The organism is Shewanella sp. BJSY2023SW005 (assembly GCF_047314585.1).
GTDB lineage: Bacteria > Pseudomonadota > Gammaproteobacteria > Enterobacterales > Shewanellaceae > Shewanella > Shewanella algae.
This window is the reverse complement of record NZ_JBKORJ010000024.1, coordinates 17,967-43,854: the sequence shown is the minus strand read 5'-3', so window position 1 is coordinate 43,854 and position 25,888 is coordinate 17,967. Positions and strand designations below refer to the sequence as shown.

The window sequence follows — 25,888 nt, the reverse complement described above, 5'->3', positions numbered from 1 at the left end:
TGAATTCAGCTCGCCCTATGGTTAGTGTGGTTAGTGTCGATTCAGTTTCCAGCGCCACCAGACAAGCAGTAACAACAGGGCGGCAGCCATGGAAAACCACTGCAGGGCATAACCCAGGTGTTTTTCAGCCGGCATGGGCAATGGCTGCCAGGGTCTTGGCAAGTCCACACCTTCCAGCTGAACCGGCTGCAACACGGCCGGAATCAGTTTGTGCCCAAGCAAGTGTTCGAGCTGCGACCAGTTGAGATTCTGTATTCGCTTGGGCCAACCGGCTTCGGCCAAGAGCTCCTGGCTCAGTGGGTTACTGCCCTTTTGCCACAATCGGCCTTCGAGGGTGAGGCGTGGCGGTAATGGCAATATCTCTGGCAGTTCACTGCGTTTTTCTGGAGCTGGGATAAACCCCAGCTCCAGCAATAGCCAGGGTTGCTCCGGCTCAACTTGCAGAGGTTGCAGCAACAGGTAGCCCACTCGTCCTTGGTACACCTGGTTGTCCAGCAGCAATTGCTTGCCGCTCAATACATTGGCACTCAGCTGCAGTTTCTGCCCTGTGAGCCGGCTGCCAGGGTCTTGCCTCAGCAGAGCTGAAAAACTGCTTGGCCCCGTATCTGCTTTGGCAGCAATCTCCTGAGCCAATAGTTGCTTTTCTTCAGCGCGCTGCAGTTGCCAGAATCCCAGCTTGACCATGAGTAGAAACAGCCCCAAAGTAAATAACAGTGCAAGGTAACGCCCCCAAGGGATGGGAGAGTGAATGTCAGTCAGTTTTTTCTTTAAAGTCATATTGGTACTGCTACTGCTGTTCATCATTTTCAACCTTGGTCGCGCCCTGTGGATCATGGTGCGCGGCGATTCATCTGTTCCCATGAGCCGTTTTCTTGGCCGCCGGGTGTTGTTTTCGGCGCTGGTGGTTCTTTTGTTGCTGCTGGCATTGGCGCTGGGGATTATTTCCCCTAATCCCCGGCCTTACTAAAGCACATACACAAAAACAAACAGGCATAGCCAAACCACATCGACAAAGTGCCAATACCAGCTGCCAGCCTGAAAGGCAAAGTGACGCTCAGCGCTGAAGTGCCCCTTTAAAACCCTGAAAAACAGCACCAACAGGAATAGTGTGCCCAGAGTCACATGCATACCGTGGAAACCTGTCAACAGGAAGAAGGTGTTGCCATAGACACCGGACTGCAGCGTCAGCCCCAGCTCAGTGTAGGCATGGACATATTCCTCTCCCTGCAAGATTAGAAAGGCCAGTCCCAGCAAGATGGTGAGTCCAAGCCAGAGGGTTAAGGCGGTGCGTTTGCCTTTCTCTAACCCCAGGTGGGCAAAGTGCAGGGTAATAGAGGAGGTGAGCAGAATAATGGTGTTGAAAAGAGGTAAACCATTCCAACCCATGGCTTGGGTTTCAGTGCCGTTCGGGGTTTTCAGTAAGGGCCAGCCTGCGCTGAATCCAGGCCAGAGCACTTCGTTGGTCATGGCATTGTTGGATGCGCCACCCAACCAAGGAACGGCCACCATACGGGCATAGAAGAGGGCGCCGAAAAAGGCCGCAAAGAACATCACCTCAGAGAAGATGAACCAACTCATTCCCTGACGAAATGACCTGTCCATCTGTGGCGAATAGAGACCACTCATGGATTCATGGATCACGTTTCTGAACCAGCCAATCAGCATGAACAGAATGACGGCAATTCCTGCCAGCAGTACGTAACTGCCGTGGCCACCGTCAGACTTGAGCTGGGATACATAAGTACCGGCACCATAGGCGATAAGGAAAAGCCCCAATGCGCCGACAATCGGCCAGGCGCTTTGAGCCGGAACATAATAGTGTTCATGTTTACTGGTCATTTCGCTGCTCCTTGCTCCAGGGCATCGGATATCTGTCTATCCGTGATGTCATAGAGGGTGTAAGAGAGGGTCAGAGTGCTGATGGAGTCCGGCAGGTCCGGATCCACGTAAAACACCAGCGGCAGCTCGGCACTGGCATCGGCAGCCAGCGGCTGCTGATTGAAACAGAAGCACTCGGTTTTATTGAAGTAGGCGGCGCCTTGTCCCGGTGAAACGGAAGGGATTGCCTGACCTATCTTGTATTGGTGTGACAGGTTGCGGGCCAGAAAGCGGGTATGGGTCAACTGGCCGGGATGCACCTTGATACGGGTCACTTCCGGCTTGAACTCCCACGGCATTCCCTTGGCCACCTGAGAGATAAACTCCACAGTGACCAAGCGGCTGTTATCCACTTGGGCACTATAAGTGGCGGCGCTGGTGTTGGTCTTGCCATTGATCCCCAACTGCTGACAAAGCACGTCATAGAGCGGCACCAGGGCAAAGCCGAAGCCGAACATGGCTACGGCGCCAAGCAGCAGCAGGCGTACCAGTTTACGGTTGTCGGGGCGGGAGTCTGTCATATCACTTAATCTCCGGCGGAGTGCTGAAGGTGTGATAAGGCGCCGGACTTGGGAGTGTCCACTCAAGCCCCTGGGCTCCTTCCCAAGGTTTGGCCGGAGCCTGGGCGCCACCACGAATACACTTGATCACCAGTACCAGAAATATCAGCTGTGACAGGCCAAAGGCAAAACCGCCAATGGAGACAATCTGATTGACATCGGCAAACTGCACCGAGTAGTCGGGGATGCGTCTGGGCATACCGGCCAGCCCGAGGAAATGCATCGGGAAGAACAACACATTGACCGAAATGACCGAGCACCAGAAATGCCACTTGGCCAAGGTCTCGCTGTACATATGCCCGGTCCACTTGGGTAGCCAGTAATAGGCGGCGGCCATGATGGAGAAGATGGCGCCGGTGACCAGCACATAATGGAAATGGGCAACCACAAAGTAAGTGTCATGGTATTGGAAGTCGGCTGGGGTGATTGCCAACATCAGGCCGGAGAAGCCGCCTATGGTGAAGAGAATAATAAAGGCACAGGCGAACATCATAGGGGCTTCAAAGCTGATGGATCCCCGCCACATGGTGGCAACCCAGTTGAATACCTTGACCCCGGTTGGCACGGCAATCAGCATGGTGCAGTACATAAAGAAGAGTTCGGCAAAGACAGGCATACCTGTGGTGAACATGTGGTGTGCCCACACCAGGAAGGAGAGGATTGCGATGCTGGCGGTGGCGTAGACCATTGAGGCGTAGCCAAACAAAGGTTTGCGACTGAATGCCGGAATGATGGCCGAGATGATGCCGAATGACGGCAAGATCATTATGTACACCTCGGGGTGGCCGAAGAACCAGAAAATATGCTGGAACATCACAGGATCTCCGCCGCCGGCGGCATCGAAGAAGCTGGTGCCGAAGAATTTGTCTGTGAGTACCATGGTCACGGCACCAGCCAATACCGGCATAACGGCTATCAGAAGGAAGGCGGTGATAAGCCAGGTCCAGACGAACAGGGGCAGCTTCATCCAGTTCATGCCAGGTGCGCGCAGATTCACTATGGTGACTATCACGTTGATCGCTCCCATGATTGAGCTTATCCCCATGATATGTATTGAAAAAACAAACAAGGCTGTGCTGTCGGCACTATAAGTGGTCGACAATGGGGCATAGAAGGTCCAGCCAAAATTGGGGCCGCCACCTTCCATAAACAATGAGCTAAGCAGGATTAAGAAGGCGAAGGGCAAAATCCAGAAGCTCCAGTTGTTCATCCTCGGCAGCGCCATATCCGGCGCACCTATCATCATGGGGATCAACCAGTTGGCCAGACCGGTAAAGGCCGGCATCACGGCGCCAAAAACCATGATAAGGCCATGAACTGTGGTCATTTGGTTAAAGAAGTTGGGCTCGACCAGTTGCAATCCGGGCTGGAATAATTCAGCACGGATCACCATGGCCATGGCGCCCCCTATCAGGAACATGATGAAGCTGAACCAGAGATAGAGTGTGCCTATGTCTTTATGGTTGGTGGTCAGCAACCAGCGCATGATCCCCTTGGGGGCGTGATGATGCTGGTGTTCCTGTTCAGCGATTTCCTGAACGCCGGCTTCGGCATCTTGACTGAATGAGTTCATCTTCTCCCCCTACTGCCCGTGGTTATTGACGTCGGCGGCTTGCACTGTGTCGCCTGTATTATTGCCCCAGGCATTACGCTCATAGGTCACCACAGCAGCCAGTTCCTTGGCGGTTATCTGTTTGCCGAAGGCCTGCATGGCGGTGCCTGTCTTGCCATGGATCACTATGTCCAGATGGGCAGCCATTGGGCCTATGGCAATAGCACTGCCCTTGAGCGCCGGGAACACCCCTTGAAGTCCGGCGCCGTTGGGCTGATGACAGGCGGCGCAACGCGCCATATAGATCTGTTCGCCAAGCGCCATGGCCTCATCATGGCTCATGGTCTCACTGAGGGCCGCCTGAGCTTCTTCGGCGGCCGTAGCCGCGGCTTGTTTCTGCTCCGCCATCCAGGCGTCAAACTCATCTTCTGCCAGTACCTTCACCACAATCGGCATAAAGCCGTGGTCTTTACCGCAAAGCTCGGCACATTGGCCGCGGTAGATCCCCGGTTTGTCCACCCGGGTCCAGGCTTCGTTAATAAAACCGGGATTGGCGTCTTTTTTGACGGCAAAGGCGGGCACCCACCAGGAGTGGATCACATCATCTGAGGTCATCAGGAATCGGACTTTGCGATTGATGGGCAATACCAAAGGCTTGTCGACTTCAAGTAAGTAGTGCTCGCCCTTGGCTTCCTGGCCTTCTATCTGGGATCTCGGCGTTGCCAATATGCTGAAGAAGTCGATGTCTTCGCCGAAATAGCTGTAGTGCCATTTCCATTGCGAGCCGGTGATCTTGACCGTCAGGTCGGCATCACTGGGATCTTCCATGGCAATCAGCGTTTGGGTTGCGGGGATTGCCATCAGGATCAGGATTAAAAAGGGGATAAGCGTCCAGGCAATTTCTACCTTGGTACTTTCATGGAATTGGGACGCGACTGCCCCTTTGGACTTCCTATGGTTGATCATGGCGTAGATCATCACGCCGAATACGACCAAACCTATGGCGCAACAGATATAAAGAATGATCATGTGCAGGTGATACACCTTGCCACTGATCTCAGTTACCCCTTGAGTCATATTCAAGGGCATATCTGCCTGAGCGCCTGGAGACAACAAGCTGACGCACAACAAGGTCAGCAAAACACACAGCCATTGCTTCACAAGACATCTCCTCTGTCAATTGCATTCGCAACTACAAAGAAGAGTCACACAGTAAGTCTTTGCTCTATGCAAACTCTTCAGTTCCCAAAAAAGCAACGATGACTTCAAAGTGCGGCGGCGGTTTCACTTAGCTCTAGGTATACAGGTGGTGACCACTGTTGCACTTACCGCTGAATATACTCAGCATTTCCGGCGACGGCACCACTCGCTATGAATCGAAATGGGGCGGTCAACCTACGACGAATTGCATGGAGATAACACAATCGTTGTTCTTACATTACTTGTAGATTAAATATTGATCAAGATCACGATGTTTTCTAACTATATGAAAAAAAAGCGTCTGTTAATCCAGAGGTGAATTCTGTGTGAGTAGCAGAGCTGCGCGGTTTGCCGCCGATTGACAGGGGAAGGCATTGCACCAAAAAGGCCATCCCAGGGATGGCCTTTAAACACAATCAATGGATGGAGTGGGTAAGTTCGTTGAGGTGGTTATCCACCTCTTTCGCCTGCTGTCCCGTTTCCAACACTATGCCCATGGCTCTGGCGTTACGGGCGACCAGCTGCAATCGGCGGTTATCACGGGCATCCAGGCTGTCTATCCAACTGATCACTGCACTGGAGGTGCCGTTGGTCAGGGCTCTTTCCGTTGCCCACAAGGCTTCTACTTCATCCTTGGTGCGCACCAAGAGTACTCTATCCATTCTGACACCGGCCCTTGCTAAGGTTTCTTTGTAACCTATGCTGGCCGGGGCGTTAATCAAGACTATCCAGCGTCCCTGTTGACTCAATTGCGCCAATTGAGGGCAGAGGCGCAATAATTCCTGACGTCCCTGGCTATGGCTGGCCAAGCTGGAGATGCCGGTATGTTGCCAAGGCTGATTGCCGGCAATACTGGTGTCTGTCCACAGGCCTGGGTGTCTTGGGGCGTTGCCAGTCATTATGCTCATAGCCAGTCTCCATTGCGTATTATCCCTACCGCCAGTCCTTCAATGGTCAATGGCTGGAAAGTCAGGTCGACTTTGATTGGGGAGTAAGCCTCGTTCTCGGCATGTAGATAAACCACATTACCTTTCTTTTCAAAGCGTTTCACAGTTACATCGTCTTCAACCCTGGCCACCACGACTTGACCGTTACGGGCTTCCTGTACCTTGTGAACCGCCAGGAGATCACCTTCGAGAATACCTATGTTCTTCATGCTGTCGCCGCGTACCCGCAGCAGAAAGTCGGCATTGGGGTGGAACATGCCAGGGTCGACCTGGTAATACTGCTCAACGTGTTCCTGTGCCAGTATGGGTTCACCAGCGGCAACCTGACCAATCAAGGGCAAGCCTGTTTCTGACTCCGCTTGTTCATCATGAGGCAGGCGAATACCACGAGAGGTGCCTGGCATGATCTCAATACAGCCTTTCTTGGCCAATGCCTTAAGGTGTTCCTCGGCGGCATTGGCGCTCTTGAAGCCCAGCCGGGTAGCAATTTCGGCCCGGGTTGGCGGCATGCCGGTGTCGGCTATATTGCGTTTAATCAGTTCCAGAATCTGTGCCTGGCGCGGTGTCAGTGGTCTCATGGTGATTCCTGTTTTTTCATACAGTACCTGTCAGTATATACAGTATTTTTATCAGTGCAAGTATTAACCAAAACTGAAACTTTTAGGGAGTGGCTAAGTAAGCCATTCGGTGCTTTGGTTTTAACGGCTTGGCCCATGCAGCATGGGGAGTTCAAGGCATTGGCCAGAGGAACTGCCGGGGCCGGTTCGCACCTTCCCTAGCTAAGGTTCAGGAAATTCTGGTATTCTATTGGGCTATTGATTGTGGCTCAGACACTGAAAAAAACATGTCCAAACAAGATTCATTCTGGTTTAAATCTCTTCGCTGGCTCCAAAGCAAGCTGGTGCATACCACTGTGGTGCCTCAGGATCCTTTCGCCGATTTGAACCTGGATCCGGCCAAGCCGATGGCCTATGTAATGAAGACGGAATCTGTCAGTGATATTACGGCATTGGCGGAAGTCACCCGTAAGTTTGGTTTGCCTTGTCCTTATGAGGCACTCAAGGTTGATGATATTACCGTTCCCCGAGTCGTCTGCCTGGAAGGAGCCAAGCCCCTATTCGGCAAGCGCAAGAGCAACAAGCCATTTCTCAGCTGTTTCACTTCTCTGCTGAACCTGCATCAGGCCAATCCACAACTGGATATTCAATTGGTGCCAGTGAGCCTCTATTGGGGCCGCACTCCGGGTAAGGAAGATGACAGCATGCGTGCCGCCGTATTTGAGCGGGAAAATCCCACTTGGCTGCGCAAGTTTCTGATGATCCTGTTCCTGGGGCGCGACAACTTTGTGCAGTTTTCCAATGCCGTGTCGTTGCGGCTGATGGCCGATGAACATGGGACCGACAAGGCTATTGCCCATAAGTTGTCACGGGTGGCCAGGGTACATTTCCGCCGGCAACGCAAGGTGATGACTGGGCCCGTGCTGCCCAACCGTCAGGCTCTGTTCAATGAGTTGCTGCGCTCGGAAACGCTGAAAAAGGCGATTAAAGAAGAGGCCGCAGCCAAGAAGATCCCCGAGGCCAGAGCCAGGGAGATGGCGGAAGAGTATCTCGATGAGATTGCCGCCCACTATTCCGACAGCCTGGTGCGTATTGCCGAGCGGATCCTCACCTGGTTGTGGAACAAGCTCTACAAGGGGATCAACATCAAGGGCGCCGAGCAGATACGCCAGCTGCACCACGATGGGCATGAGATAGTTTATGTGCCTTGCCACCGCAGTCATATGGATTACCTGCTGCTCTCCTATATTCTCTATTTTCAGGGTATGGTTCCGCCCCATATAGCCGCCGGTATCAACTTGAACTTCTGGCCCGCCGGGCCCATGTTCCGCCGCGGTGGTGCTTTCTTCATCCGCCGCAGCTTCAACGGTAACAAGCTTTATACCGCTGTGTTCCGCGAGTATCTGGATCAGCTGTTTGCCAAAGGCTATTCGGTCGAATACTTCACCGAAGGTGGCCGCTCTCGTACCGGGCGGCTGTTGTCACCCAAGACAGGGATGCTGGCGATGACAGTCAACTCTGTGCTGCGGGGCATTGAACGGCCGGTGACTCTGGTGCCCGTGTACCTGGGCTACGACCATGTCATGGAAGTGGCCACTTACCACAAAGAACTCAGCGGCAAGAAAAAGCAGAAAGAATCTGTTTGGCAGGTGGTTGGCGCCTTGCGTAAGCTGGGCAATTTCGGTCAGGGGTATGTGAACTTTGGTGAGCCTGTGACGCTGCAGAATTTCCTCAGTGAAGCGGCGCCCAACTGGCGCGAAGAAGTGGCGGCCGATCCCGAGCAGAAACCCAGCTGGCTGACTCCGGCGGTTAATACTCTGGCCAATAGGGTGATGACTCATATCAACGATGCCGCCGCAGCCAGCGCCGTGACTCTTACCAGCCTGGTACTCTTGTCATCAGAACAGAATGCGCTGGAGCGAAGCCAGTTGGAACGTCAGTTGGACTTGTATCTGGATCTGCTCAAGGAAGTGCCATATACCCAGTATACTTCTGTCGCTGAGGGCGACGGTAAGCAGTTGCTGCAACAAGGTCTGGAGCTGAATAAGTTCACGGTTCAGGAAGATGAACTGGGCGATATCATCTCAATCGACGAGTCGATCGCGGTAACCATGACTTACTATCGCAACAACATCATTCACCTGTTTATGGTGCCTTCTTTGCTGGCCAGCTGCCTGGTGCGCCTGGAGCAGTGCAGCCGAGCTCAGATGCAGGCGGTGCTTGAGGATTTCTACCCTCTGCTGCAGGCCGAGCTGTTTATGGGTAAGGCCGATGTCAGAGCCTATGCCGATCAGCTGCTGGATCGTTTCATTGCCAAAGGTTTGGTCGCCGAAGAAGCCAATGGTTTCCGGGTGCTGGAAGCCGGCATAAATCCGCTGGCGCTGCTGGCTGAAACTATGAGCGAAACCCTGCAGCGCTACGCCATCATCCTTAATTTGCTGGCCGCTCACCCAGGTATTGAGCGTGGCGATTTGGAGCGCGAAAGCCATAAATTGGCCAGTCGTTTGGGCGCGCTGCATGGGATTACGGCCCCCGAGTTTTACGACAAGAAACTCTACGGCATCTTGAGTATCAAGCTCAAAGAGCTGGGGTATCTCACCAAGGAAGATACCCGCCATGATATAGAACGAACCCGGGATTATGCCAACCAGCTGCTGCGTCCACAGGTCAAGCAAACCATAGTCGACAGCGTCGCCGCCGAACAGGAGGCCTGATGGCCAATCATATGAATGCGGCGCCTGCCAAGGCGTCTTTGCTGGGCGGCGCCATGATCATCGCCGGGACCACAGTCGGTGCTGGCATGTTTTCCCTGCCGGTAGAAGGCGCCGGCATGTGGTTTGGCTACTCTGTGCTTATGCTGCTGGGGGTGTGGTTTTGCATGTTCATGTCCGGGCTGCTGCTGCTGGAAACCAACCTGCATTTTGAACCCGGTGCCAGCTTTGACACCCTCACCAAGGAGACCCTGGGGCAGTTTTGGCGGGTGCTTAACGGCGCTTCGATAACCTTCGTGCTCTATATTCTCACTTATGCCTATATCAGTGGCGGCGGCTCCATAGTCAATCATAGCCTGGAAGGTATGGATATCAGCCTGCCGCAGAGTTTTGCCGCCTTGGTGTTTGCACTGGTGCTGGCGCTGGTTGTGCTTATCAGCACCAAGGCCGTGGATCGGATCACTACCATAATGTTGGGAGGGATGATCATCAGCTTCTTTCTGGCGATAGGCAATCTGTTGATCGGCGTTGATACCAGTAAGCTACTGCTACCTAATGGTGAGAGCAGCTATGGCTCATATCTGTGGGCGGCCATTCCTTTCGGCCTGGCCAGTTTTGGTTATCACGGCAATGTGCCGTCTCTGGTGAAATACTACGGCAAACAGCCGGGCACCATAATCAAGGCGATTTTTGTTGGTACCTTTATCGCCTTGGCTATCTACCTGTGTTGGCTGGTGGCAACCATGGGTAATATTTCCCGCGGTGAATTCGGCGCCATTATTGCCCAGGGCGGCAATATGGGGGTGTTGGTTGGCGCCTTGTCCAAGGTGATGGATAACTCGCTGCTCAACACCATGCTCACCCTGTTTGCCAATCTGGCCGTGGCGTCTTCATTCCTTGGGGTAACCTTGGGCTTGTTTGACTATCTGGCAGATCTGTTTGGTTTTGACGACAGTCGCAGCGGCAGGGTCAAGACCGCCCTGGTGACTTTCCTGCCTCCGACTCTGCTAGGTATGCTGTTTCCAGATGGCTTCCTGGTTGCCATCGGCTTCGCTGCCTTGGCGGCCACGGTTTGGGCTGTAATAGTGCCGGCCTTGATGGCTTGGCGCTCGAGGCAACAGTTTGCCGATAACCCGGGTTTTCGCGTACCGGGTGGTACGCCTTTGATAGCCATAGTGGTGCTGTTTGGGGTGCTGACGGCCGCCTGTCATCTGTTGGCCATGGCCGGCATGTTACCCAAGTATTCCTGAAGTGAGGAGCGGCTCTCTTTTTCAAGGGAATGAGAGAGCCCCACCTTGACAAGACTATAAAAGTCAGTAATTTATACCATCCACGCCGAGTATTTCGTGCGGGTGTAGTTCAATGGTAGAACGGCAGCTTCCCAAGCTGCATACGTGGGTTCGATTCCCATCACCCGCTCCAAAATCGCCCATCCTTCTTGTGATTACCTTTGTTACTTTTTGTATCTTTGTGAGCCTTTTGGCGACTTTACACTTAACTGACGTTTGTCTCATTAAAGTTAACGCAAATCGTTATCATTGGTGTTAGTATCGTGCGCTGATTCATTCAACCAAGGAAATCTCAATCCATGTCCAGATCCAGCTTACCGATAATCTCGGGGCTGACTGTGGCACTGATGTCGGCAAGTGCAGTGAGTGCAGAGGAAGCCGCCGATACCAGTATCGAAAGGATTATCGTGACCACAAAGGCCACCTCCCCATCCACTACCAAGGGTGATTTCAATCTGCTCAAGGCACCGCAGAATATTCAGATATTGTCGAAGAATTTCCTCGACGAGCAGGGCGCCGTGTTACTGCAGGATTCGCTTAAGAACGTTGCCGGGGTGCAACCTGGTGGTTATTACAAGGGATATGACTATTTCCGGATCCGCGGTTTCGATGCTTCGAAAGAGATCTATCTGGATGGTCTCAGGCTGAATGATAACGGCTTGGGGGCCAACGTCGAGCAATCCAACCTGGAAACCCTGGAAGTGATGAAGGGCCCGTCGTCCACCCTCTATGGTTCGGGAGCCATAGCCGGTATGGTGAACCTGGTCACCAAGAGGCCAACCGGTAGCGACTTTGGCAATCTGGATTTACGCCTTGGCAGCAACGACTATCGGGAAGTGAATGCCGATCTCAACCAAGTGTTGAATGAAGAAGGCAATATCTATGGCCGTTTGGGGCTGACCTACCGGGAAGGTGCCAATGAGACGGATTATGTCGATGGCCAGGATAGAGTCTTTATTGCACCATCCGTCACTTTCGAGCTGAGTGACAAAGCCATGTTGACCCTGTTGACCAGCTACACCAAGGACAGCAATCAACCCGGAATGCCACTACCTGCCCAGGGGACAGTGTTGCCATCCGAGCTTGGGCAACTGCCTTCAGAACTCTTCTACGGTAATATCAAAGATCCCGGCACCATAGAGGATGAAACCTACCGAATAGGCTATGAGTTTCGCTATCAACTGACGGATAACATCAGTTTTCGTCAGAACTTCAGGTATCAGGATGCCTCCAGCGACTGGAATAACCTCTATTATCCCAGCAGCTATGATGCAATCAGCGGTGACATGACACTGTACAAGTTCAGCTATCAAACCCAGTGGCAGACATGGGCGATAGACAGTGGCTTTAATGGCAGTTTCTATCTCGGGGATACAGAGCATACCTTTACCACAGGGTTGGATATTTTCCTGTCGGATCTCAAGACCCGCAGCGCCCTCGGCAGCCAGTACCCGGTGATCAATCTCTATAATCCGGATTACAGCGTATTCCCGGAGCAGGAACTCAATAACTTTGGCCCTGAATCAGAAGTGGAAAACCGTATCTTCGGCCTCTATTTCCAGGATCAAATCGACTGGGGTGACCACTGGAGCATGACGCTGGGGGCCAGGCTCGACAGATATAAGCAAGCATCTGTGGATGAATATGAGAATAAGCTCAGTCCACGAGCTGGGCTGAGTTACGCCTTCAACGACGATTGGGTTGCCTTCGCCAGCTACTCGGAAGCCTTCACGCCTCAGTCCTATGTCGATGCCAATGGCAAAGTGCTGGATCCGGAAGAGGGCAGTCAGTGGGAAGTTGGCCTCAAGGCCAAGGCGCTCGATGGCGATCTCAATGCTACCTTGTCACTCTATGATCTGACCAAGAAGAATATCGCCATCGCCAATGTGGACACTGGTGGTAACTTTACCTATCTAGCTTCCGGAGAACTCAACAGTAAAGGGGCTGAACTGGACATGCAGTGGTTGGTCAGCGACTCGCTGCAGTTTATCGGTCATGCGGCTTATACCCATGCGGTGGACGCCGAATACGACAACTGGGTTGCCAATGTGCCCCGTTATGCCTTGGGCGGCTGGCTCAAATACAACATAGATGAGGGTATGCTTTCCGGCATGAGTATGGCGGCCGGGGTGAATCACTACGGTAAGCAGCAGGGCAACGCCCAGTCGGTATTGAACAGTGGCGATGATTTCTTCCTGCCGGCTTACACTCTGGTGGATCTCAATCTGGGCTACAGCTGGGATGATTATGATCTCAAGTTCATCGTCACCAATCTGCTGGATGAAGATTACTATTCCGGCTCTGACAGCTTATTGCGGGTTATGCCTGGCGAGGGGCGTCAGTTCAAGCTCAGTCTGAGTGTTCACTGGTAAGGAAGTCCTGCTGTTATGCGTAGATTCCTGTGGAAATGGCATGGGCTGCTGGGGCTGATTGTCGCTGTGCCGCTGTTTATCATAGCGCTCAGTGGCAGCCTATTGGTGTTCAAGGCCGAATTGGATGCCTGGCTTAGCCCTGAACAGGTGCTGGCCAGCGCCGATTCCCGGCTGGGCTTCGGACAACTGCTGAAGCATGCGGATCAGGCTCTGCCTGAGCATGAAATACTCGGTTGGGAGTTTGCCGCCAATGGGGAAGCCGATAGTCTCTATGTTGCCAAGATGGGCAGCTATGAGTGGCAAAAGCTGTGGTTGGATCCCGCCACGGGGCAACTGCTCAGCCCGCCCATGTCCATGACACATATGCTGACCGACTGGCTGCTTGAACTGCACTATACCTTGCTGCTGGATCATGCGGGATTACTCTTGTCGGCATTGGTGTCAGTGCTGCTGATCCTGCTTGGGCTCAGCGGCATAGTTCTGCATCGTCATTTTTGGCGTACTCTGTTTACCCTGAGGTTTGGCCGCGGCTTACGTCTGCTGCTCAGTGATGGCCACAAAATGTTGGGAATTCTCGGTGTGCCGGTTTTCCTTATTCTGGGGTTTACCGGAGCCTGGTGGAACATAGATCACTTCATTGATGAAGAGTTCGGTGGTCACGACGACAGCCAGTTTGTGCTGACCAAGCGCTACTACAATGCAGAGCTGGATTTCGATGCCATGCTGGCCGCCACCCAAGAAGCGTTGCCCGGGTTTGTCACTACCTATGTACGCTTACCCGACCCCAGTTATCCGGGAGTGCACTTCTTTGGTCATCAAGATAACAAGGGGCCACTGCGCAGCCGTTTTGGTTCCATCATCAGTTTCGACGATCAGACCGCCAAGCTCAGCAGCAGTTTCGATGTCCGTACTGCCGGGACGCTATACCAGTTTGTCGATAGTTTCAGACCATTGCACTACGGCACTTTTGGTGGCCTGACAACCCGAATTCTTTGGTGTCTGTTGGGTTTCTTGCCCTGCTTGATGGCGCTGTCCGGTTTTTGGATGTGGCGCAGCCGGGTGCGGGGCCGTAAGCGAACAGCCCGCCGATAAGGCGTGACACCAAAAAGTATCCCTTCATTGGGAATAAATCCAAGCCCCCTTGGGATTTGTCTGATAGGCACCCAAGGGGGCTTTCTTTAGTATCGAGTCTGCAAAGTGGGCTTGGTCCATTACCCTTTTGCATCCTTTTTACGCACGAGATATCGAGTCTCATTGTTCCGCCGTAGTCTGTTAGTTGGCACACTGCGTCGCTCAGGGAGGAGTGACAGGGAGAAGCTTATGCCAACTAACAGACTACGGCTTTTTTTACATCTTTACGGCTTAACCCTTTCCTCTCGCCGAACACTTTCTATACAGCTTGGTATAATTTCTGTTAGCGTTTACCTTAAACGGAACCGACCTTGGTCAGCCTCCACAGCTTCACATTGAAAGGGAATCGGTAATGAAGATTACAGCATACAGACATGGTGAACCCTGCTGGGTCGAGTTGGGGACGCAGGACTGGAATAGTGCCAAGCACTTTTATTGTCGACTCTTTGGTTGGCAGGCCGAAGATATCCCCATGCCGGAAGGCGCCTATACCATGTTGCAGCAGGCCCATGAGGATATAGGTGCCATGTATCAATTGCCCGCCGAATTGCAGCAGCAGGGTGTTCCCAGCCACTGGGCGGTTTATTTCGCGGTGGAGGATATTAATGCGTGTATCGAAGCTGTCAGCTCCGCCGGAGGCCAGCTTCTGATGGGCCCTCATGAAGTTGGCAGCGCAGGTAAAATGGCCCTGTTTACTGACCCGGAAGGGGCCCATTTTTCGGTTTGGCAAGGTGTCGAACATCCTGGTGCCGGACGTAAATGGGAAGCCAATACTCTGTGCTGGGTAGAGCTCGCCTGTCGGCAATCCGAACTGGCCAAAACTTTTTATCCCAAGGTGTTCAACTGGCAGATGCGCCGCAGTGAGAACGCTGCCGACTTTGAATACACAGAATGGTTACTCAATGGCGAGAGTGGTGATGAAGGCATTGGCGGCATGCTGGAAATGACAGAGCAGTGGGGCGATGTGCCGCCCCACTGGATGATCTATTTCAGTGTTGATGATTGTGATGTGATGGCCAGTCGGGCGGCCGAACTGGGCGGCAAGGTTTGTGTGCCGCCAACAGATATTCCCAATGTGGGGCGCTTTGCGGTGATCAACGACCCACAGGGAGCTGTATTCAACATTATTCGCCTGACAATGGCACTCTAATCTCTCAGTTGGCGGCATCGATGAGCATATAGTTGCCGCAGTTGCCTGGGGCAACTCTGGGCGCCTGCTCCAGCAGCGCCTTTAGATTGCTGTTATCTATCTTGGCTGGAAGGCTGAGTTGAATTTCGGTCAGCATGCCCTGGTGGCATTTAAGACTCAGCTTGTGGCCGCTCTCTGGGCCGAAGCTCTGCTGAAACGCTTGTCTCAAAGAAGCGGTCGCTATTTTTGTGCCGATATTTTGCTGCAGCAGATTAAGCAAGGGCGTTGCCTGATTCACCTCTGCCGTTAGCCTGAGTGCCAATGAAAAATAAGCTTCGGCACTTTCATCCCGGCAGCTGCCGTGTTTCCACCATTCGTGCCGCTCCAGGCAGCTGCCATAGGCGTGACTGGGCATCACGCGCCCCAGGCGTTGGGATAAGGCTTCACTCAACTCAATGGCGGGATAAGCGCAGAAGTTATCGGGCTTGTGTTTGACCTTGCCGCAATAGCCATAGCTGATACCGCAGGAACGCTTATTGGGCCATAAGCCGTGCAAGCTGAAATGATTGGCATCGAAGCGATCGGCGCTCTGGCTGCGACATTCGGCCTTACTTGAACCTCTTGACTCGCAAAAGGCGTTTTGCCACGACAGAGCCAGCAGATGGCTATCGTATTTGTCGGCCAGGTTGCAGGCGTTTTTGGTTTGAGGTTCAGTTGGCATTGCGCCTGCTTGCAGTTGGCCACAATCAGCGGCAATCCAGCGCAGTGGTGATTGCACCGCCGAGGTCTTGACCCTGAACCAAGAGGGAGAGTCTTGGCCGAGGCGCTCAACTATCACCAGTCTCTGCCCTGGGCTGCTGTAAAGCTGCCCGGGATTAGTGCCCTTGTTCTTCGATTGAAACAGCGGACAAGCCTTGTCTATCAGCAACTCACCGGAAAATGGTGCAGCCATTATGCCTACAGGCAACAGCCACAGCAGTAGTATCAGTAAGCGGGTCATAAGATTCCTCTTGGGTGAAACTGTCATCATGCGGATTTTAGTTTTGCCATGTGACACTTTGTATCCATGCCGGTTTGGCGCGCAACTTATGTTAAAAAACGGATCTTTGGTTTTGGGGCCAAGATTCAGATAAAACGCGCTATAGCCGAAATAGTCGATGCTTTGGCAACGAATAAGCCGCACCAATTTGTATCTTTGTCATTGTTGGTTAAATGAAACGTAATTGTTGCTTGTCGATTAATTGTGTAGTTTGGCAATGACAGCAGAATTTTACAGGAAAAAGTTAATGAAAGGATGTATTCCCGCGGCGGTTATGGTGCTTTGTCTGGGTGCTTGCAGCAGTACTGATGAAACGCAGCAGGCGCAAACAGATGTGGAGCGCAGTGATGGTTACCGCTGTGAAAAAGTCACAGTGACAGGTTCAAGAATGCCGATCAGAAGATGTACCACCCAGGCACAAAGGGAGCAAGAACGCCAGGAAGCGGAAGAGATGCTAAGTAAGGGAAGAGTGCTTTCGCAGGAGTGAGTATGGATGCCAGTGGCTTGCACCACTGGCATTCAGGGATCAGGCTGACTTGATCAGTCGGCCTTCGGAGTCACGGAAACTACCGATGGCGATACGAACGAAGTCGATCAGAGTCCAGATACCCAGGCCACCCAGAGTCACCAACATCAGCAGACCAGTGCCGATTTTGCCGGTGTAAAAACGGTGTACGCCGAAGCCACCCAGGAAGAAGCACAGCAGCAGAGTAGGAACGAAACCCTTGTCGCTCAGTTGCTCATTTTCGATTGTCATTGTTTGTCCTTAAGTTAACTTTTGTCCCGGGTAAGTGATCAGCTTACCCTGCCCATCTTTGTAGCTTCCCACCAGTAACATAAAAGTGACTATCACAGTGTGGATAATATCGACTGCAAGCACCGCTATTCCAGTGAATACCAACGTAGGTTCGTCGGTTGAAATGAGCGTAATACCTACTATTGCCAGACCGAGATCGAACAGGCCATGGAGTATACGGCCACAGTAAAAGTGATGTATGCCCAAGATGCCGAAAATGCCTGAAAGACACACGGCTACGCCATAACTCTTATCGGATTTGCTGAGAGTCTGCACTTCCTTGTTCCTTTGTTGAAAGCTGAATAATCTGGCCCGGCAGGCATCTCCCTGCACATCTTCGAGCCAAACAGGTGGAGTCTACCCTTTTCAAGGGATTTTTATCAATAACAAAATGTTAAATTGAGATTATTCTGGCGTTTCTGTTTCAAACGCTTGGTATTGGATCACATTGATGTACCACTCTTTGACCCCTGATGGCGTTTGCACCTGAACTTCATCGTCAACCTGTTTACCTATGAGGGCCCTGGCCATAGGGGAATCTATAGTGATATAGCCTTTCTTGGTGTCTATCTCGTCCTTGCCGACAATCCGGTAGCGCACCACTGTGCCCTGGTCATTTTCCAGTTCGACCCAAGCGCCGAAGAACACCTTTCCTTCCTGCTGCGGTGAGTAGTCAACAATCTTCAACTCTTCCAGGCGTTTAACCAGATAGCGGATTCGGCGATCTATCTGCCGCAACAAGCGTTTGTTGTAGGTGTAATCTGCGTTTTCGGAGCGATCGCCCTGGGCCGCTGCCTCTTGCACTTTTAGGGTGATCTCGGGGCGGTATTCCTTCCACAGGTATTTGAGTTCTTTATCCAGGGCTTCCCAGCCCTTACGGGTAATCAAATGGGCTTTCATCGATTTTTTCGGTCAACTGCTGATGGCGCCAGGCGCCGATGCCAATAATGCAGAAGATTTACAGAACTCAGGCGTGCTTGCAAGTGCGCCTTCTTGCCAATGGGATAAACAGGATGCCTTTGTTTGTCATTTAACACAGGCGATGAGTGTCTGCCCCGGCTCGAAGCAGGCTTGTAGATGATCGCCCAGAGCCAATGGCAAGCCCTCAATGCTGTCGTTACATACCGAAGCGTAGAGGCGGTCGTTGCCGCCGATATCCAGGGTAATTTCGCTGCGCTGGGTATCGCGTTTGATTTGCAACAACTGGCCTTTGAGGCGGTTGCCACTGCTGAGGGGCTGCTGCAGCGAGTGGATACTGACAGCGGGAGCCTTGAACAGCAGCAATACCTTCTTGCCGATATGCAGCCCCAGTTTGTCAGTGCTGGCATGGGTGATGGCGGCATCTATCTCCTGCCCGCCGGCCAATTTGACCCTGACATTGTCATTGAGAGAATCATCCTTGAGCGCAATAACTTCACCGGCCAGTTGATTGCGGGCGCTGGTCTTGAGCGAGAAGTGTGCCATCAGATCCAGCAGGTTATCCATGGGGACGGCTGCGTCCAACAGCGCTTTGAGCACCATGTCCTGCATCTGATCCATCAGTTCGTAGAGCTTCAGCAGACGCTCGCCAAACTCGGTCAACTTGGCGCCGCCACCTCCCTTGCCACCCTTTTCACTGCTGATCACTGGCTGAGGGGCCTGCAGATTCATGTCGTTGACCGCATCCCAGGCCGCCTTGTAACTGATGCCTGCCTGTTTGGCTCCCTGGCTGATGGAGCCGGTAATGCGTATCTGTTTCAACAGCGCAATGCGCTTGGGATTGGCAAACAGTTTATCGGCATTGTTGAGAGTCAACAGGGCTTTGAGATCCATGGCGTATTCCTTATCAGTGTCGGGGTTATTCTCCCTTATTGCGTTGATAAAGACCACAGGGATCACTCACTGACGATCACAGGCTTGCTTATCGTTATATAACTATGTATATAACGTTGGCAGTGTCAAATAGTGCATATATCTCATCAAGGAGTCGTTATGAAGTCCCTATTCCGTCCTGCCCTGAGCCTGGCTTTGGGGCTGTTGTTGGCCTTTAACGTCAGTGCCAAGGAAAAAGTCACCGTCTTTGCCGCCGCCTCACTCACCAATGCCATGAATGAACTGGGCGCCGAATATGACCGCAAGCATGACACTGAAACTGTGTTCTCTTTTGCGTCCTCTTCGACGCTGGCTCGCCAGATTGCCCAAGGTGCGCCCGCTGAGCTGTTTCTGTCGGCTAACCAGAAATGGATGGACTATCTCGATGAAAACAAGGCCATCGACGCCGGCAGCCGGGTCACTCTGCTGCGTAACACGCTGGTGCTGATCGCGCCGAAAAGCAGTGCGCTGAACCAGGTTGAAATCTCGGCTTCCTGGGATCTCAAGCAAGCTCTGGGTAACAGTCGGATGGCGGTTGGCGATCCTGATCATGTGCCGGCCGGTCGCTATGCCAAGCAGGCGCTGGAAAATTTAGCTTTGTGGCAACAGGCCGAACCTCTGCTGGCTAGAGCCAATAGTGTTCGCGGCGCCTTGGCGTTGGTCGAACGCGGCGAGTCATCTCTGGGGATTGTCTATTCCACAGATGCCAAGGTTGCCAAAGGGGTAAAACAGCTGGCGGTATTCCCGGAAAAGACTCACAAGCCAATCAGTTATCCCATGGCGTTGGTGGGTAAAGAGCACAGCAAAGGCGCCGAAGGTTTCTATCAATTCCTGCAGTCTGACGCTGCCAAGGCGGTATTTGCCAAATACGGCTTCGGCGTAAACTGAGAACTTGTCCTTGAGCATATTGACCGACTATGAAGTGGCCGCCTTGCTGCTCAGTCTCAAGGTGTCCACTGTGGCCGTGCTCTGCAGCCTGCCGCTTGGCATTTTGTGTGCCTGGGTGCTGGCGCGGCTGGAGTTTCCCGGCAAGTCTGTGCTCGATAGCCTGATCCACCTGCCACTGGTGCTGCCACCTGTGGTCATAGGGTATTTGTTGCTGGTCTCCATGGGCCGCAGCGGTTTTCTCGGTGGCTGGCTCTATGACACTTTTGGCTTCAGCTTTAGTTTCAGCTGGCGCGGCGCCGCACTGGCAGCTGCGGTGGTGTCATTCCCGTTAATGGTTCGTGCCATTCGTCAGGCGCTCGAAGGGGTGGATGTGCGTCTGGAGCAGGCGGCGCGCACCTTGGGCGCCGGCCGGCTCAAGGTCTTCTTCACCATCAGCTTGCCTCTGACCGCGCCCGGCATAGTCTCGGGCATGGTGCTGGCCTTTGCCCGCAGCCTCGGGGAGTTCGGCTCCACCATTACCTTTGTTTCCAACATACCCGGTGAAACCCGCACCATTCCCTTGGCCATGTACTCTTTTATCGAGACCCCGGGCGCCGAAGCCCAGGCCGCCAGGCTGTGTGTGATTGCGATATTGATTTCACTGGCCTCGCTGATCGCCTCCCAATGGCTCAGCAAGCGGGCGCAACAGAGGACGCTGGGACAATGCTGAAAATCGCTATCAGGCAACAGCTAGGGCAAACCCTGCTGGATGTTGACACAGAATTACCCCTCTCCGGGGTCAGCGCCGTCTTTGGCCGTTCGGGCGCCGGCAAGACCTCGCTGGTCAATATTCTCGGTGGCCTGGCAACGCCGGATGCCGGTGAGATCCGCTTGGGAGAGCGCTGGTTGTTTCATAAAGAGAAGAAGATCAACTTGCCACCTGAGCGGCGTAACGCCGGCTTTGTGTTTCAGGATGCCAGGTTGTTTCCCCACTATCGGGTGCGCGGCAATCTCAATTATGGCCGCAAGGATAAAGACAGTCGCGAGTTTGATACCGTGGTACAACTCTTGGGGCTGGAGAAACTGCTCGACCGTTTTCCCTTCACTCTCTCCGGCGGGGAAAAGCAGCGGGTCGCCATAGGCCGGGCCTTGCTGACCCGCCCAGAGATCCTCTTGATGGATGAACCGCTGGCATCGCTCGACTTGCCGCGCAAGCGCGAGCTGTTGCCCTACTTACAGAGGCTCACCGCCGAACTTAAGCTGCCGATTATCTATGTCAGCCACAGTCTGGATGAAATTCTGCAACTGGCGGATCAGATGCTGGTGCTGGACAAGGGCCGCTGCGTCCTCAGCGGCCCGCTGGAACAGGTGTGGGACAGTGACGAGCTGAGACCCTGGCTCAGTGCTCAGGAACAAAGCTCCTTGCTGCATGCCACTGTGGCCGAGAGTCATCCCGAATATGCCATGACACGTTTGCAGCTTGCTGACGGCAACAGCTTGTGGGTCAATGAACTGTTGCCCAAACAGGATAAGCCGATACGGGTGCGGGTTCACAGCAACCAGGTCTCTGTGTGCCTGCAGGTGCCGAGCGGCAGCAGTATTCGCAATATCCTGCCGGTAACCCTGGAAGAGGTGAGCCGGGTCGACAGCCGCGACTATGTGCAGCTCAGGCTGAGGCTGGCGGGTATGCCGCTGTGGGCCAATATTACCCGCTGGGCCCTCGAGGAGCTGGCGTTGCAGCCCGGTATGTCGCTCTTCGCCCAGATCAAAGGGGTCAGCCTCACGGCCGCCGACTTGGCCCGTTCTCACTGAGGTGCAACAGAAGATCAACTACTGTTACAAAGTCTCGGGTGATTTTTGGTATCAAAATGGCTAAATTTAAGATATTTGGCCACTTTTTCAGATACTATTGTGCAAGTTTCAGGCTTGGCACTCGAGGAATAGCCCATGGGACAAGAAACCTCCAAGATTCTGGTTGTCGATGATGATATGAGGCTGCGGGCCTTGCTGGAGCGCTATCTGATGGAACAAGGCTATCAGGTACGCAGCGCCGCCAATGCCGAGCAGATGGATCGCTTGCTGGAGCGGGAGAACTTTCACCTGCTGGTGCTCGACCTTATGTTGCCGGGAGAAGATGGCCTGTCCATCTGCCGCCGCCTGCGACAACAGGGCAACCCACTGCCGATAGTGATGCTGACCGCCAAGGGCGATGAAGTCGACCGCATCATAGGCCTGGAACTCGGCGCCGATGACTATCTGCCAAAACCCTTCAACCCCAGAGAATTGCTGGCACGGATCAAGGCGGTAATGCGCCGTCAGGTGCAGGAGATCCCCGGCGCGCCTTCGCAGCAGGAAGAGATGGTCAGTTTCGGCGAGTTCAGTCTCAACCTGGCTACCCGCGAGATGTACCACAATGAAGAGTCCATCGCCCTCACCAGTGGTGAATTTGCCGTGCTCAAGGTGTTGGTGACCCACCCCAGGGAGCCTTTGTCCCGCGACAAGCTGATGAATCTGGCCCGTGGCCGTGACTATTCGGCGTTGGAGCGTTCCATCGACGTTCAGGTTTCCCGGCTTAGGCGGCTGATTGAAAAGGATCCCGCCAACCCGCGCTATATCCAAACGGTTTGGGGCCTGGGGTACGTGTTTGTGCCAGATGGTGCCGCCCGTAAATGAAGCTGCGCTGGTGGCAACGCCTGTTGCCCAGGAGTGCCTTCAGCCAAACGGTCATGCTGATAGGCTGTCTGCTGCTGATCAATCAGCTGGTCTCCTATTTGACTGTGACGGTTTATTTCATTAAGCCCAGTTACCAGCAGATCAACCAGCTTATCGCCCGCCAGATCAATCTGTTGTTTGTCGATGGGGTCGAGGTGGGCCGTGAACACCTCACCATAGTGGATGCACTCAATGCCAAGGTGCGCGACGATGGCATGCATGTCTATAACCAGAAACAGGCCAGGGAAGCCGGTATCGAGCGGGCGACCTACTATGGTTTCCTCTCAGCCCAGATGTCGGAATATCTCGGTGGCCCGGCCGAAGTGCGTATTGCACAGAGCAATCTGCTGCAGATCTGGATCCGCCCGCCTCAGGCTCCCTCCATCTGGATCAAGGTTCCCCTCAATGGCTGGAACGAAAATGCCCTGTCGCCCCTTAACCTCTATCTGTTGGTGATAGGCGCCTTGAGTGTCGCCGGTGGCTGGTGGTTTGCCCGGCAACAGAACCGGCCGCTGAGGCGGCTGCAAAAGGCGGCTATCTCAGTTTCCAGAGGCAATTTCCCTGACCCGCTGCCGTTGACCGGCTCCAGTGAGCTCGTCGAAGTGACCAATGCCTTTAACCGTATGTCCCAGAGTATGAAACAGCTGGAGCAGGACAGGGCGCTGCTGATGGCGGGCATCTCCCATGACCTGCGAACGCCCCTGACCCGAATTCGTCTGGCTTCCGAGATGATGGTGGACGACGATGCCTACCTGCAGGAGGGCATAGTCAAAGACATTGAAGACATGGATGCCATCATCAATCAGTTTATCGCCTATATCCGCCAGGATCAGGAGAGCATTCGCGAGCCGGAACAGATCAACCGTTTAATCCGCGAAGTGGCCCAGGCCGAGAGCAACAGAGTCGGTGAAATAGAGCTGGTACTGGCCGAGTGCCCCGAAGTGCCGATGCAGAGCCTGGCCATCAAGCGGGTGATCGGCAATCTGGTGGAAAACGCCTTCCGCTATGGCCGCGGCTGGATCCGTATCGCTTCCCAAGTGGAAAAACACCGCATAGGTTTTAGTGTGGAAGACAATGGCCCGGGTATTGCCGAGAGCCAGATCCCCAAGCTGTTCCAGCCCTTTACCCAAGGTGACAGTGCCCGCGGCAGCGTCGGCTCAGGGTTGGGACTGGCGATCATCAAACGCATCATAGACAGGCATCAGGGCAAGGTCATTCTCAGCAATCGCCCTCAGGGTGGGCTGCACGCTCAGGTGTGGTTGCCAAGAGATTAACACGCCATACGCTTTATGGCCGATTGTCATTCAACTGTCATGCTCCAGTCATAAACTGCTCTCAGTTCAATCAATTGGGCGCAGTTTGCCATGAAGATTTCCACCCTTTCTCTCGGCGCTTCGGCGTTGTTGCTCTTGTTGGCGGCCTTGCTCGCCTCACTGGTGCTCTGGAGCAGTGAACAGAGACAAGAGGCAGAACTGCAGAGCCAGACGCTGCAAGGCTTGCAGCAAGAATTTTTGGTGGATATCCGTGCCAATCTGGATAAGTATCTCGCCAGTGGCGATGCCGGGCGATTGGAGCAGGCCAGAGCCCAGCTCAATGATATTCATGACCGTTTGCCGGTAGATTCACAGCTGGCACAGGAGCTGGCGCAATTGGTGACGGCTCTGGATGGCAAATACCGCGCCGCCGGCAAGTTGGCCGGAAATCCCAGGCAGCTGTTGGCCCATGCCGAAACCGAAATGTTGGACAACAACAAGCGCCTGGCGGATTACGGCGATCAAGGGCTGGCAACGGCGCCGCAAGTGGCGCATGAATACCTGCAGCTCAGTCGGGAGCTTCCGCCGCTGGTTTACCAGTTGTCACAGCTGACCCAGGATTACTTGCTCGGACGGGAGCAAAGACTCAAGCCTTACCTCGACAGCACCATAACCCAGTTGGCCGACTGGCATGACAGACTCAGCGCCTTGCCACTACTTGGTCTCTATCGCACAGTAGAGGCCGATGAATTTGCCCTGGGTGACGATGAACCCGAGCGCGAGGAGATAGGCGAGAGCTACCGCGCCGAACTTCTGAGTCTCAGCAGTCGCTACGCCAAGGAAGTGACCAATACCGAGCAGCAACTGTTGGATAACCGTCAGATGCAGGATGCGCTGCGCGCCGATATGCACAAGTTGCAGCAGAACTTGCTGACCATGGCCGCTGAGCAGCAACGGCGTACCGACAAGCTCAAACACGAGCTGCAGCTTTGGCTCTATCTGGCTTTGGGGGTGCTGGCCTTATTTGCCGTGGCTTATTTGATTTTGCAGCAGCTCAGGGTGGTGAAGCCGTTGCAGCTGCTCAACACCGCCTTCAGTCAGCTGAGTGAGTCCAATACCCGCGAGCGCCTCAATATCAGTCGTCGCTGTGAAACCGGCCAGATAGCCGCCCATTTTAATGCTCTGCTGAATCGTTTCGAGTCAGAGGATGAACAGCAGCGGCAGCAATTGGCGCGTATCTCCCAAAGCCTATCGGCCCTGGTGCAAAAAATCAGTGAAATGGCCGGTAGTACCCGTGAGACCCAACAAGTGGTGGATCAGGCTCGGCAGCAAACGCTGGAGCTCAGTGAATTGGCCGGACTGGTGAGTGACAGCTCAGCTTCGCTGGCCACCCGTGCCGGCAATACCGCCGAACAGATGCACCAGAGTGAACTCGAAGCGCAGCAGATGCTGGAGGCCACAGATTCAACCCGCACCGCCGTTGCCGAGTGTCATCAAGCGCTTGCCAGTCTGGATGATTCAGTGGCGGCTGTGGCGGGAATCATCGACGTGATAGGCAATATCGCCGGGCAGACTAATCTGTTGGCGCTCAATGCCGCCATAGAAGCCGCCCGTGCCGGTGAGCAGGGCCGAGGCTTTGCCGTGGTGGCCGATGAGGTGCGCAGCCTTTCCAGTCGCACCCAGAGCTCGCTCGATGAGATAGGTGCCATTCTCAATCGGCTTACCAATGCCAACAAGAGTCTGGGGCAGAGTATGGATGGCATAGCCGAGGCGACCGACAGGCAGAGACAGAGAGCCGAGAGCCTGAAACAGCTGGCGCAGGAGGTGAGACAGCAGGCTTTTGCCATGGCGAGTGGGACTCAGCAGGGTACTGAGTATGCCCAGTCACAGCTGGCGCATCTGCAATCCTTCTCCAGCGCCATGGAACAGCTGCGCAGCCAGGCGATCACCGCCTCAGAGCAGGGGCAGGCAATCGCCTCTCAGGTGGCTGCAGGTGTCGCCGAGATAGAACAGAATCTCGGCATTAAAGCCGCCTGAGTCGCTA

At 53.9% G+C, this 25,888-nt stretch carries 24 protein-coding genes, 1 tRNA gene and 1 pseudogene; 14 read left to right on the top strand and 12 right to left on the bottom strand.

The window, feature by feature from the left end; all coding sequences use genetic code 11:
• Window positions 1-30 precede the first annotated feature (30 nt).
• A complete protein-coding gene (locus tag ACMHXI_RS06840) occupies window positions 31-777 on the bottom strand; it encodes an SURF1 family protein (RefSeq protein WP_208124026.1) in 747 nt (248 codons plus the stop codon).
• Here ACMHXI_RS06840 and ACMHXI_RS06835 point away from each other — a divergent pair.
• On the top strand, window positions 749-967 hold the full coding sequence (locus ACMHXI_RS06835) for a DUF2909 family protein (protein WP_025010819.1): 219 nt from the start codon (window positions 749-751) through the stop codon (window positions 965-967). The two genes, ACMHXI_RS06840 and ACMHXI_RS06835, sit on opposite strands and share 29 nt — an antisense overlap.
• On the opposite strand, the gene ACMHXI_RS06830 is transcribed toward ACMHXI_RS06835, so the two are convergent.
• The 6 genes and pseudogenes from ACMHXI_RS06830 to lexA all read right to left on the bottom strand — a co-directional run bounded on the left by ACMHXI_RS06830 (window position 964) and on the right by lexA (window position 6,715).
• Window positions 964-1,839, bottom strand: coding sequence for a cytochrome c oxidase subunit 3 (locus ACMHXI_RS06830; RefSeq protein ID WP_025010818.1), 876 nt, complete (start codon window positions 1,837-1,839; stop codon window positions 964-966). The genes ACMHXI_RS06835 and ACMHXI_RS06830 overlap by 4 nt on opposite strands.
• Window positions 1,836-2,399, bottom strand: coding sequence for a cytochrome c oxidase assembly protein (locus ACMHXI_RS06825; RefSeq protein ID WP_025010817.1), 564 nt, complete (start codon window positions 2,397-2,399; stop codon window positions 1,836-1,838). The genes ACMHXI_RS06830 and ACMHXI_RS06825 overlap by 4 nt, the downstream gene beginning before the upstream one ends.
• Before the next feature lies 1 nt (window position 2,400).
• Window positions 2,401-4,011, bottom strand: a complete 1,611-nt coding sequence (gene ctaD / locus ACMHXI_RS06820; RefSeq protein ID WP_025010816.1) for a cytochrome c oxidase subunit I — start codon at window positions 4,009-4,011, stop codon at window positions 2,401-2,403.
• Window positions 4,012-4,029: 18 nt separating this feature from the next.
• Window positions 4,030-5,151: pseudogene (gene coxB / locus ACMHXI_RS06815) on the bottom strand (cytochrome c oxidase subunit II); the annotation flags it as partial.
• Window positions 5,152-5,606: 455 nt separating this feature from the next.
• Window positions 5,607-6,098: a cell division inhibitor SulA gene (locus tag ACMHXI_RS06810; protein WP_025888195.1), complete on the bottom strand. Its 492-nt coding sequence runs from the start codon at window positions 6,096-6,098 to the stop codon at window positions 5,607-5,609.
• Window positions 6,095-6,715 carry a transcriptional repressor LexA gene (gene lexA / locus ACMHXI_RS06805; RefSeq protein ID WP_025010814.1) on the bottom strand — a complete coding sequence of 207 codons (621 nt, stop codon included), beginning with the start codon at window positions 6,713-6,715 and terminating at the stop codon, window positions 6,095-6,097. The genes ACMHXI_RS06810 and lexA overlap by 4 nt, the downstream gene beginning before the upstream one ends.
• A gap of 266 nt (window positions 6,716-6,981) precedes the next feature.
• Between lexA and plsB the strand changes: the two genes are divergently transcribed.
• From plsB to ACMHXI_RS06775, 6 genes are all read left to right on the top strand, one after another.
• Window positions 6,982-9,408, top strand: a complete 2,427-nt coding sequence (gene plsB / locus ACMHXI_RS06800) for a glycerol-3-phosphate 1-O-acyltransferase PlsB (RefSeq protein ID WP_413734465.1) — start codon at window positions 6,982-6,984, stop codon at window positions 9,406-9,408.
• A complete protein-coding gene (mtr, locus tag ACMHXI_RS06795) occupies window positions 9,408-10,655 on the top strand; it encodes a tryptophan permease (protein WP_028780849.1) in 1,248 nt (415 codons plus the stop codon). Before plsB ends, mtr begins: the two co-directional genes overlap by 1 nt.
• Window positions 10,656-10,753: 98 nt before the next feature.
• Window positions 10,754-10,827: transfer RNA gene (locus tag ACMHXI_RS06790), tRNA-Gly, on the top strand.
• Between the two features lie 166 nt (window positions 10,828-10,993).
• A complete protein-coding gene (locus tag ACMHXI_RS06785) occupies window positions 10,994-13,066 on the top strand; it encodes a TonB-dependent siderophore receptor (RefSeq protein WP_123115448.1) in 2,073 nt (690 codons plus the stop codon).
• A 15-nt stretch (window positions 13,067-13,081) separates the two neighbouring features.
• A complete protein-coding gene (locus ACMHXI_RS06780) occupies window positions 13,082-14,158 on the top strand; it encodes a PepSY-associated TM helix domain-containing protein (protein WP_208171807.1) in 1,077 nt (358 codons plus the stop codon).
• A 391-nt stretch (window positions 14,159-14,549) separates the two neighbouring features.
• Window positions 14,550-15,347 carry a VOC family protein gene (locus ACMHXI_RS06775; protein ID WP_208193838.1) on the top strand — a complete coding sequence of 266 codons (798 nt, stop codon included), beginning with the start codon at window positions 14,550-14,552 and terminating at the stop codon, window positions 15,345-15,347.
• Between the two features lie 4 nt (window positions 15,348-15,351).
• On the opposite strand, the gene ACMHXI_RS06770 is transcribed toward ACMHXI_RS06775, so the two are convergent.
• Window positions 15,352-16,326, bottom strand: a complete 975-nt coding sequence (locus ACMHXI_RS06770; protein ID WP_208193839.1) for a ribonuclease T2 family protein — start codon at window positions 16,324-16,326, stop codon at window positions 15,352-15,354.
• A gap of 286 nt (window positions 16,327-16,612) precedes the next feature.
• On the opposite strand from ACMHXI_RS06770, the gene ACMHXI_RS06765 reads away from it, so the two are divergent.
• A complete protein-coding gene (locus ACMHXI_RS06765) occupies window positions 16,613-16,852 on the top strand; it encodes a hypothetical protein (protein ID WP_028780853.1) in 240 nt (79 codons plus the stop codon).
• Window positions 16,853-16,891: 39 nt separating this feature from the next.
• Here the strand turns inward: ACMHXI_RS06765 and ACMHXI_RS06760 are convergent, their stop codons facing one another.
• From ACMHXI_RS06760 to ACMHXI_RS06745, 4 genes are all read right to left on the bottom strand, one after another.
• Window positions 16,892-17,122 (bottom strand): TM2 domain-containing protein, encoded by a 231-nt coding sequence (locus tag ACMHXI_RS06760; protein ID WP_025010807.1) that lies wholly within the window; start codon window positions 17,120-17,122, stop codon window positions 16,892-16,894.
• Window positions 17,123-17,131: 9 nt separating this feature from the next.
• Window positions 17,132-17,437, bottom strand: coding sequence for an NINE protein (locus tag ACMHXI_RS06755; RefSeq protein ID WP_025888205.1), 306 nt, complete (start codon window positions 17,435-17,437; stop codon window positions 17,132-17,134).
• A 129-nt stretch (window positions 17,438-17,566) separates the two neighbouring features.
• Window positions 17,567-18,061 (bottom strand): transcription elongation factor GreB, encoded by a 495-nt coding sequence (gene greB / locus ACMHXI_RS06750; protein ID WP_025888206.1) that lies wholly within the window; start codon window positions 18,059-18,061, stop codon window positions 17,567-17,569.
• A gap of 126 nt (window positions 18,062-18,187) precedes the next feature.
• Window positions 18,188-18,973 carry a TOBE domain-containing protein gene (locus ACMHXI_RS06745; RefSeq protein WP_096142411.1) on the bottom strand — a complete coding sequence of 262 codons (786 nt, stop codon included), beginning with the start codon at window positions 18,971-18,973 and terminating at the stop codon, window positions 18,188-18,190.
• A gap of 159 nt (window positions 18,974-19,132) precedes the next feature.
• Between ACMHXI_RS06745 and modA the strand changes: the two genes are divergently transcribed.
• The 6 genes from modA (at window position 19,133) to ACMHXI_RS06715 (ending at window position 25,881) form a co-directional block, all read left to right on the top strand.
• Window positions 19,133-19,900, top strand: coding sequence for a molybdate ABC transporter substrate-binding protein (gene modA / locus ACMHXI_RS06740; protein WP_044733426.1), 768 nt, complete (start codon window positions 19,133-19,135; stop codon window positions 19,898-19,900).
• Between the two features lie 16 nt (window positions 19,901-19,916).
• A complete protein-coding gene (modB, locus tag ACMHXI_RS06735; RefSeq protein ID WP_044733466.1) occupies window positions 19,917-20,609 on the top strand; it encodes a molybdate ABC transporter permease subunit in 693 nt (230 codons plus the stop codon).
• Window positions 20,603-21,691, top strand: a complete 1,089-nt coding sequence (gene modC / locus ACMHXI_RS06730; protein WP_025010804.1) for a molybdenum ABC transporter ATP-binding protein ModC — start codon at window positions 20,603-20,605, stop codon at window positions 21,689-21,691. Before modB ends, modC begins: the two co-directional genes overlap by 7 nt.
• A 135-nt stretch (window positions 21,692-21,826) precedes the next feature.
• Window positions 21,827-22,552 (top strand): two-component system response regulator OmpR, encoded by a 726-nt coding sequence (ompR, locus tag ACMHXI_RS06725; protein WP_025010803.1) that lies wholly within the window; start codon window positions 21,827-21,829, stop codon window positions 22,550-22,552.
• Entirely contained in the window at window positions 22,549-23,865 is a 1,317-nt protein-coding gene (gene envZ / locus ACMHXI_RS06720; protein ID WP_044733425.1) for a two-component system sensor histidine kinase EnvZ, read from the top strand. The genes ompR and envZ overlap by 4 nt, the downstream gene beginning before the upstream one ends.
• Window positions 23,866-23,955: 90 nt before the next feature.
• On the top strand, window positions 23,956-25,881 hold the full coding sequence (locus tag ACMHXI_RS06715; RefSeq protein WP_109248095.1) for a methyl-accepting chemotaxis protein: 1,926 nt from the start codon (window positions 23,956-23,958) through the stop codon (window positions 25,879-25,881).
• Window positions 25,882-25,888: the final 7 nt, after the last annotated feature.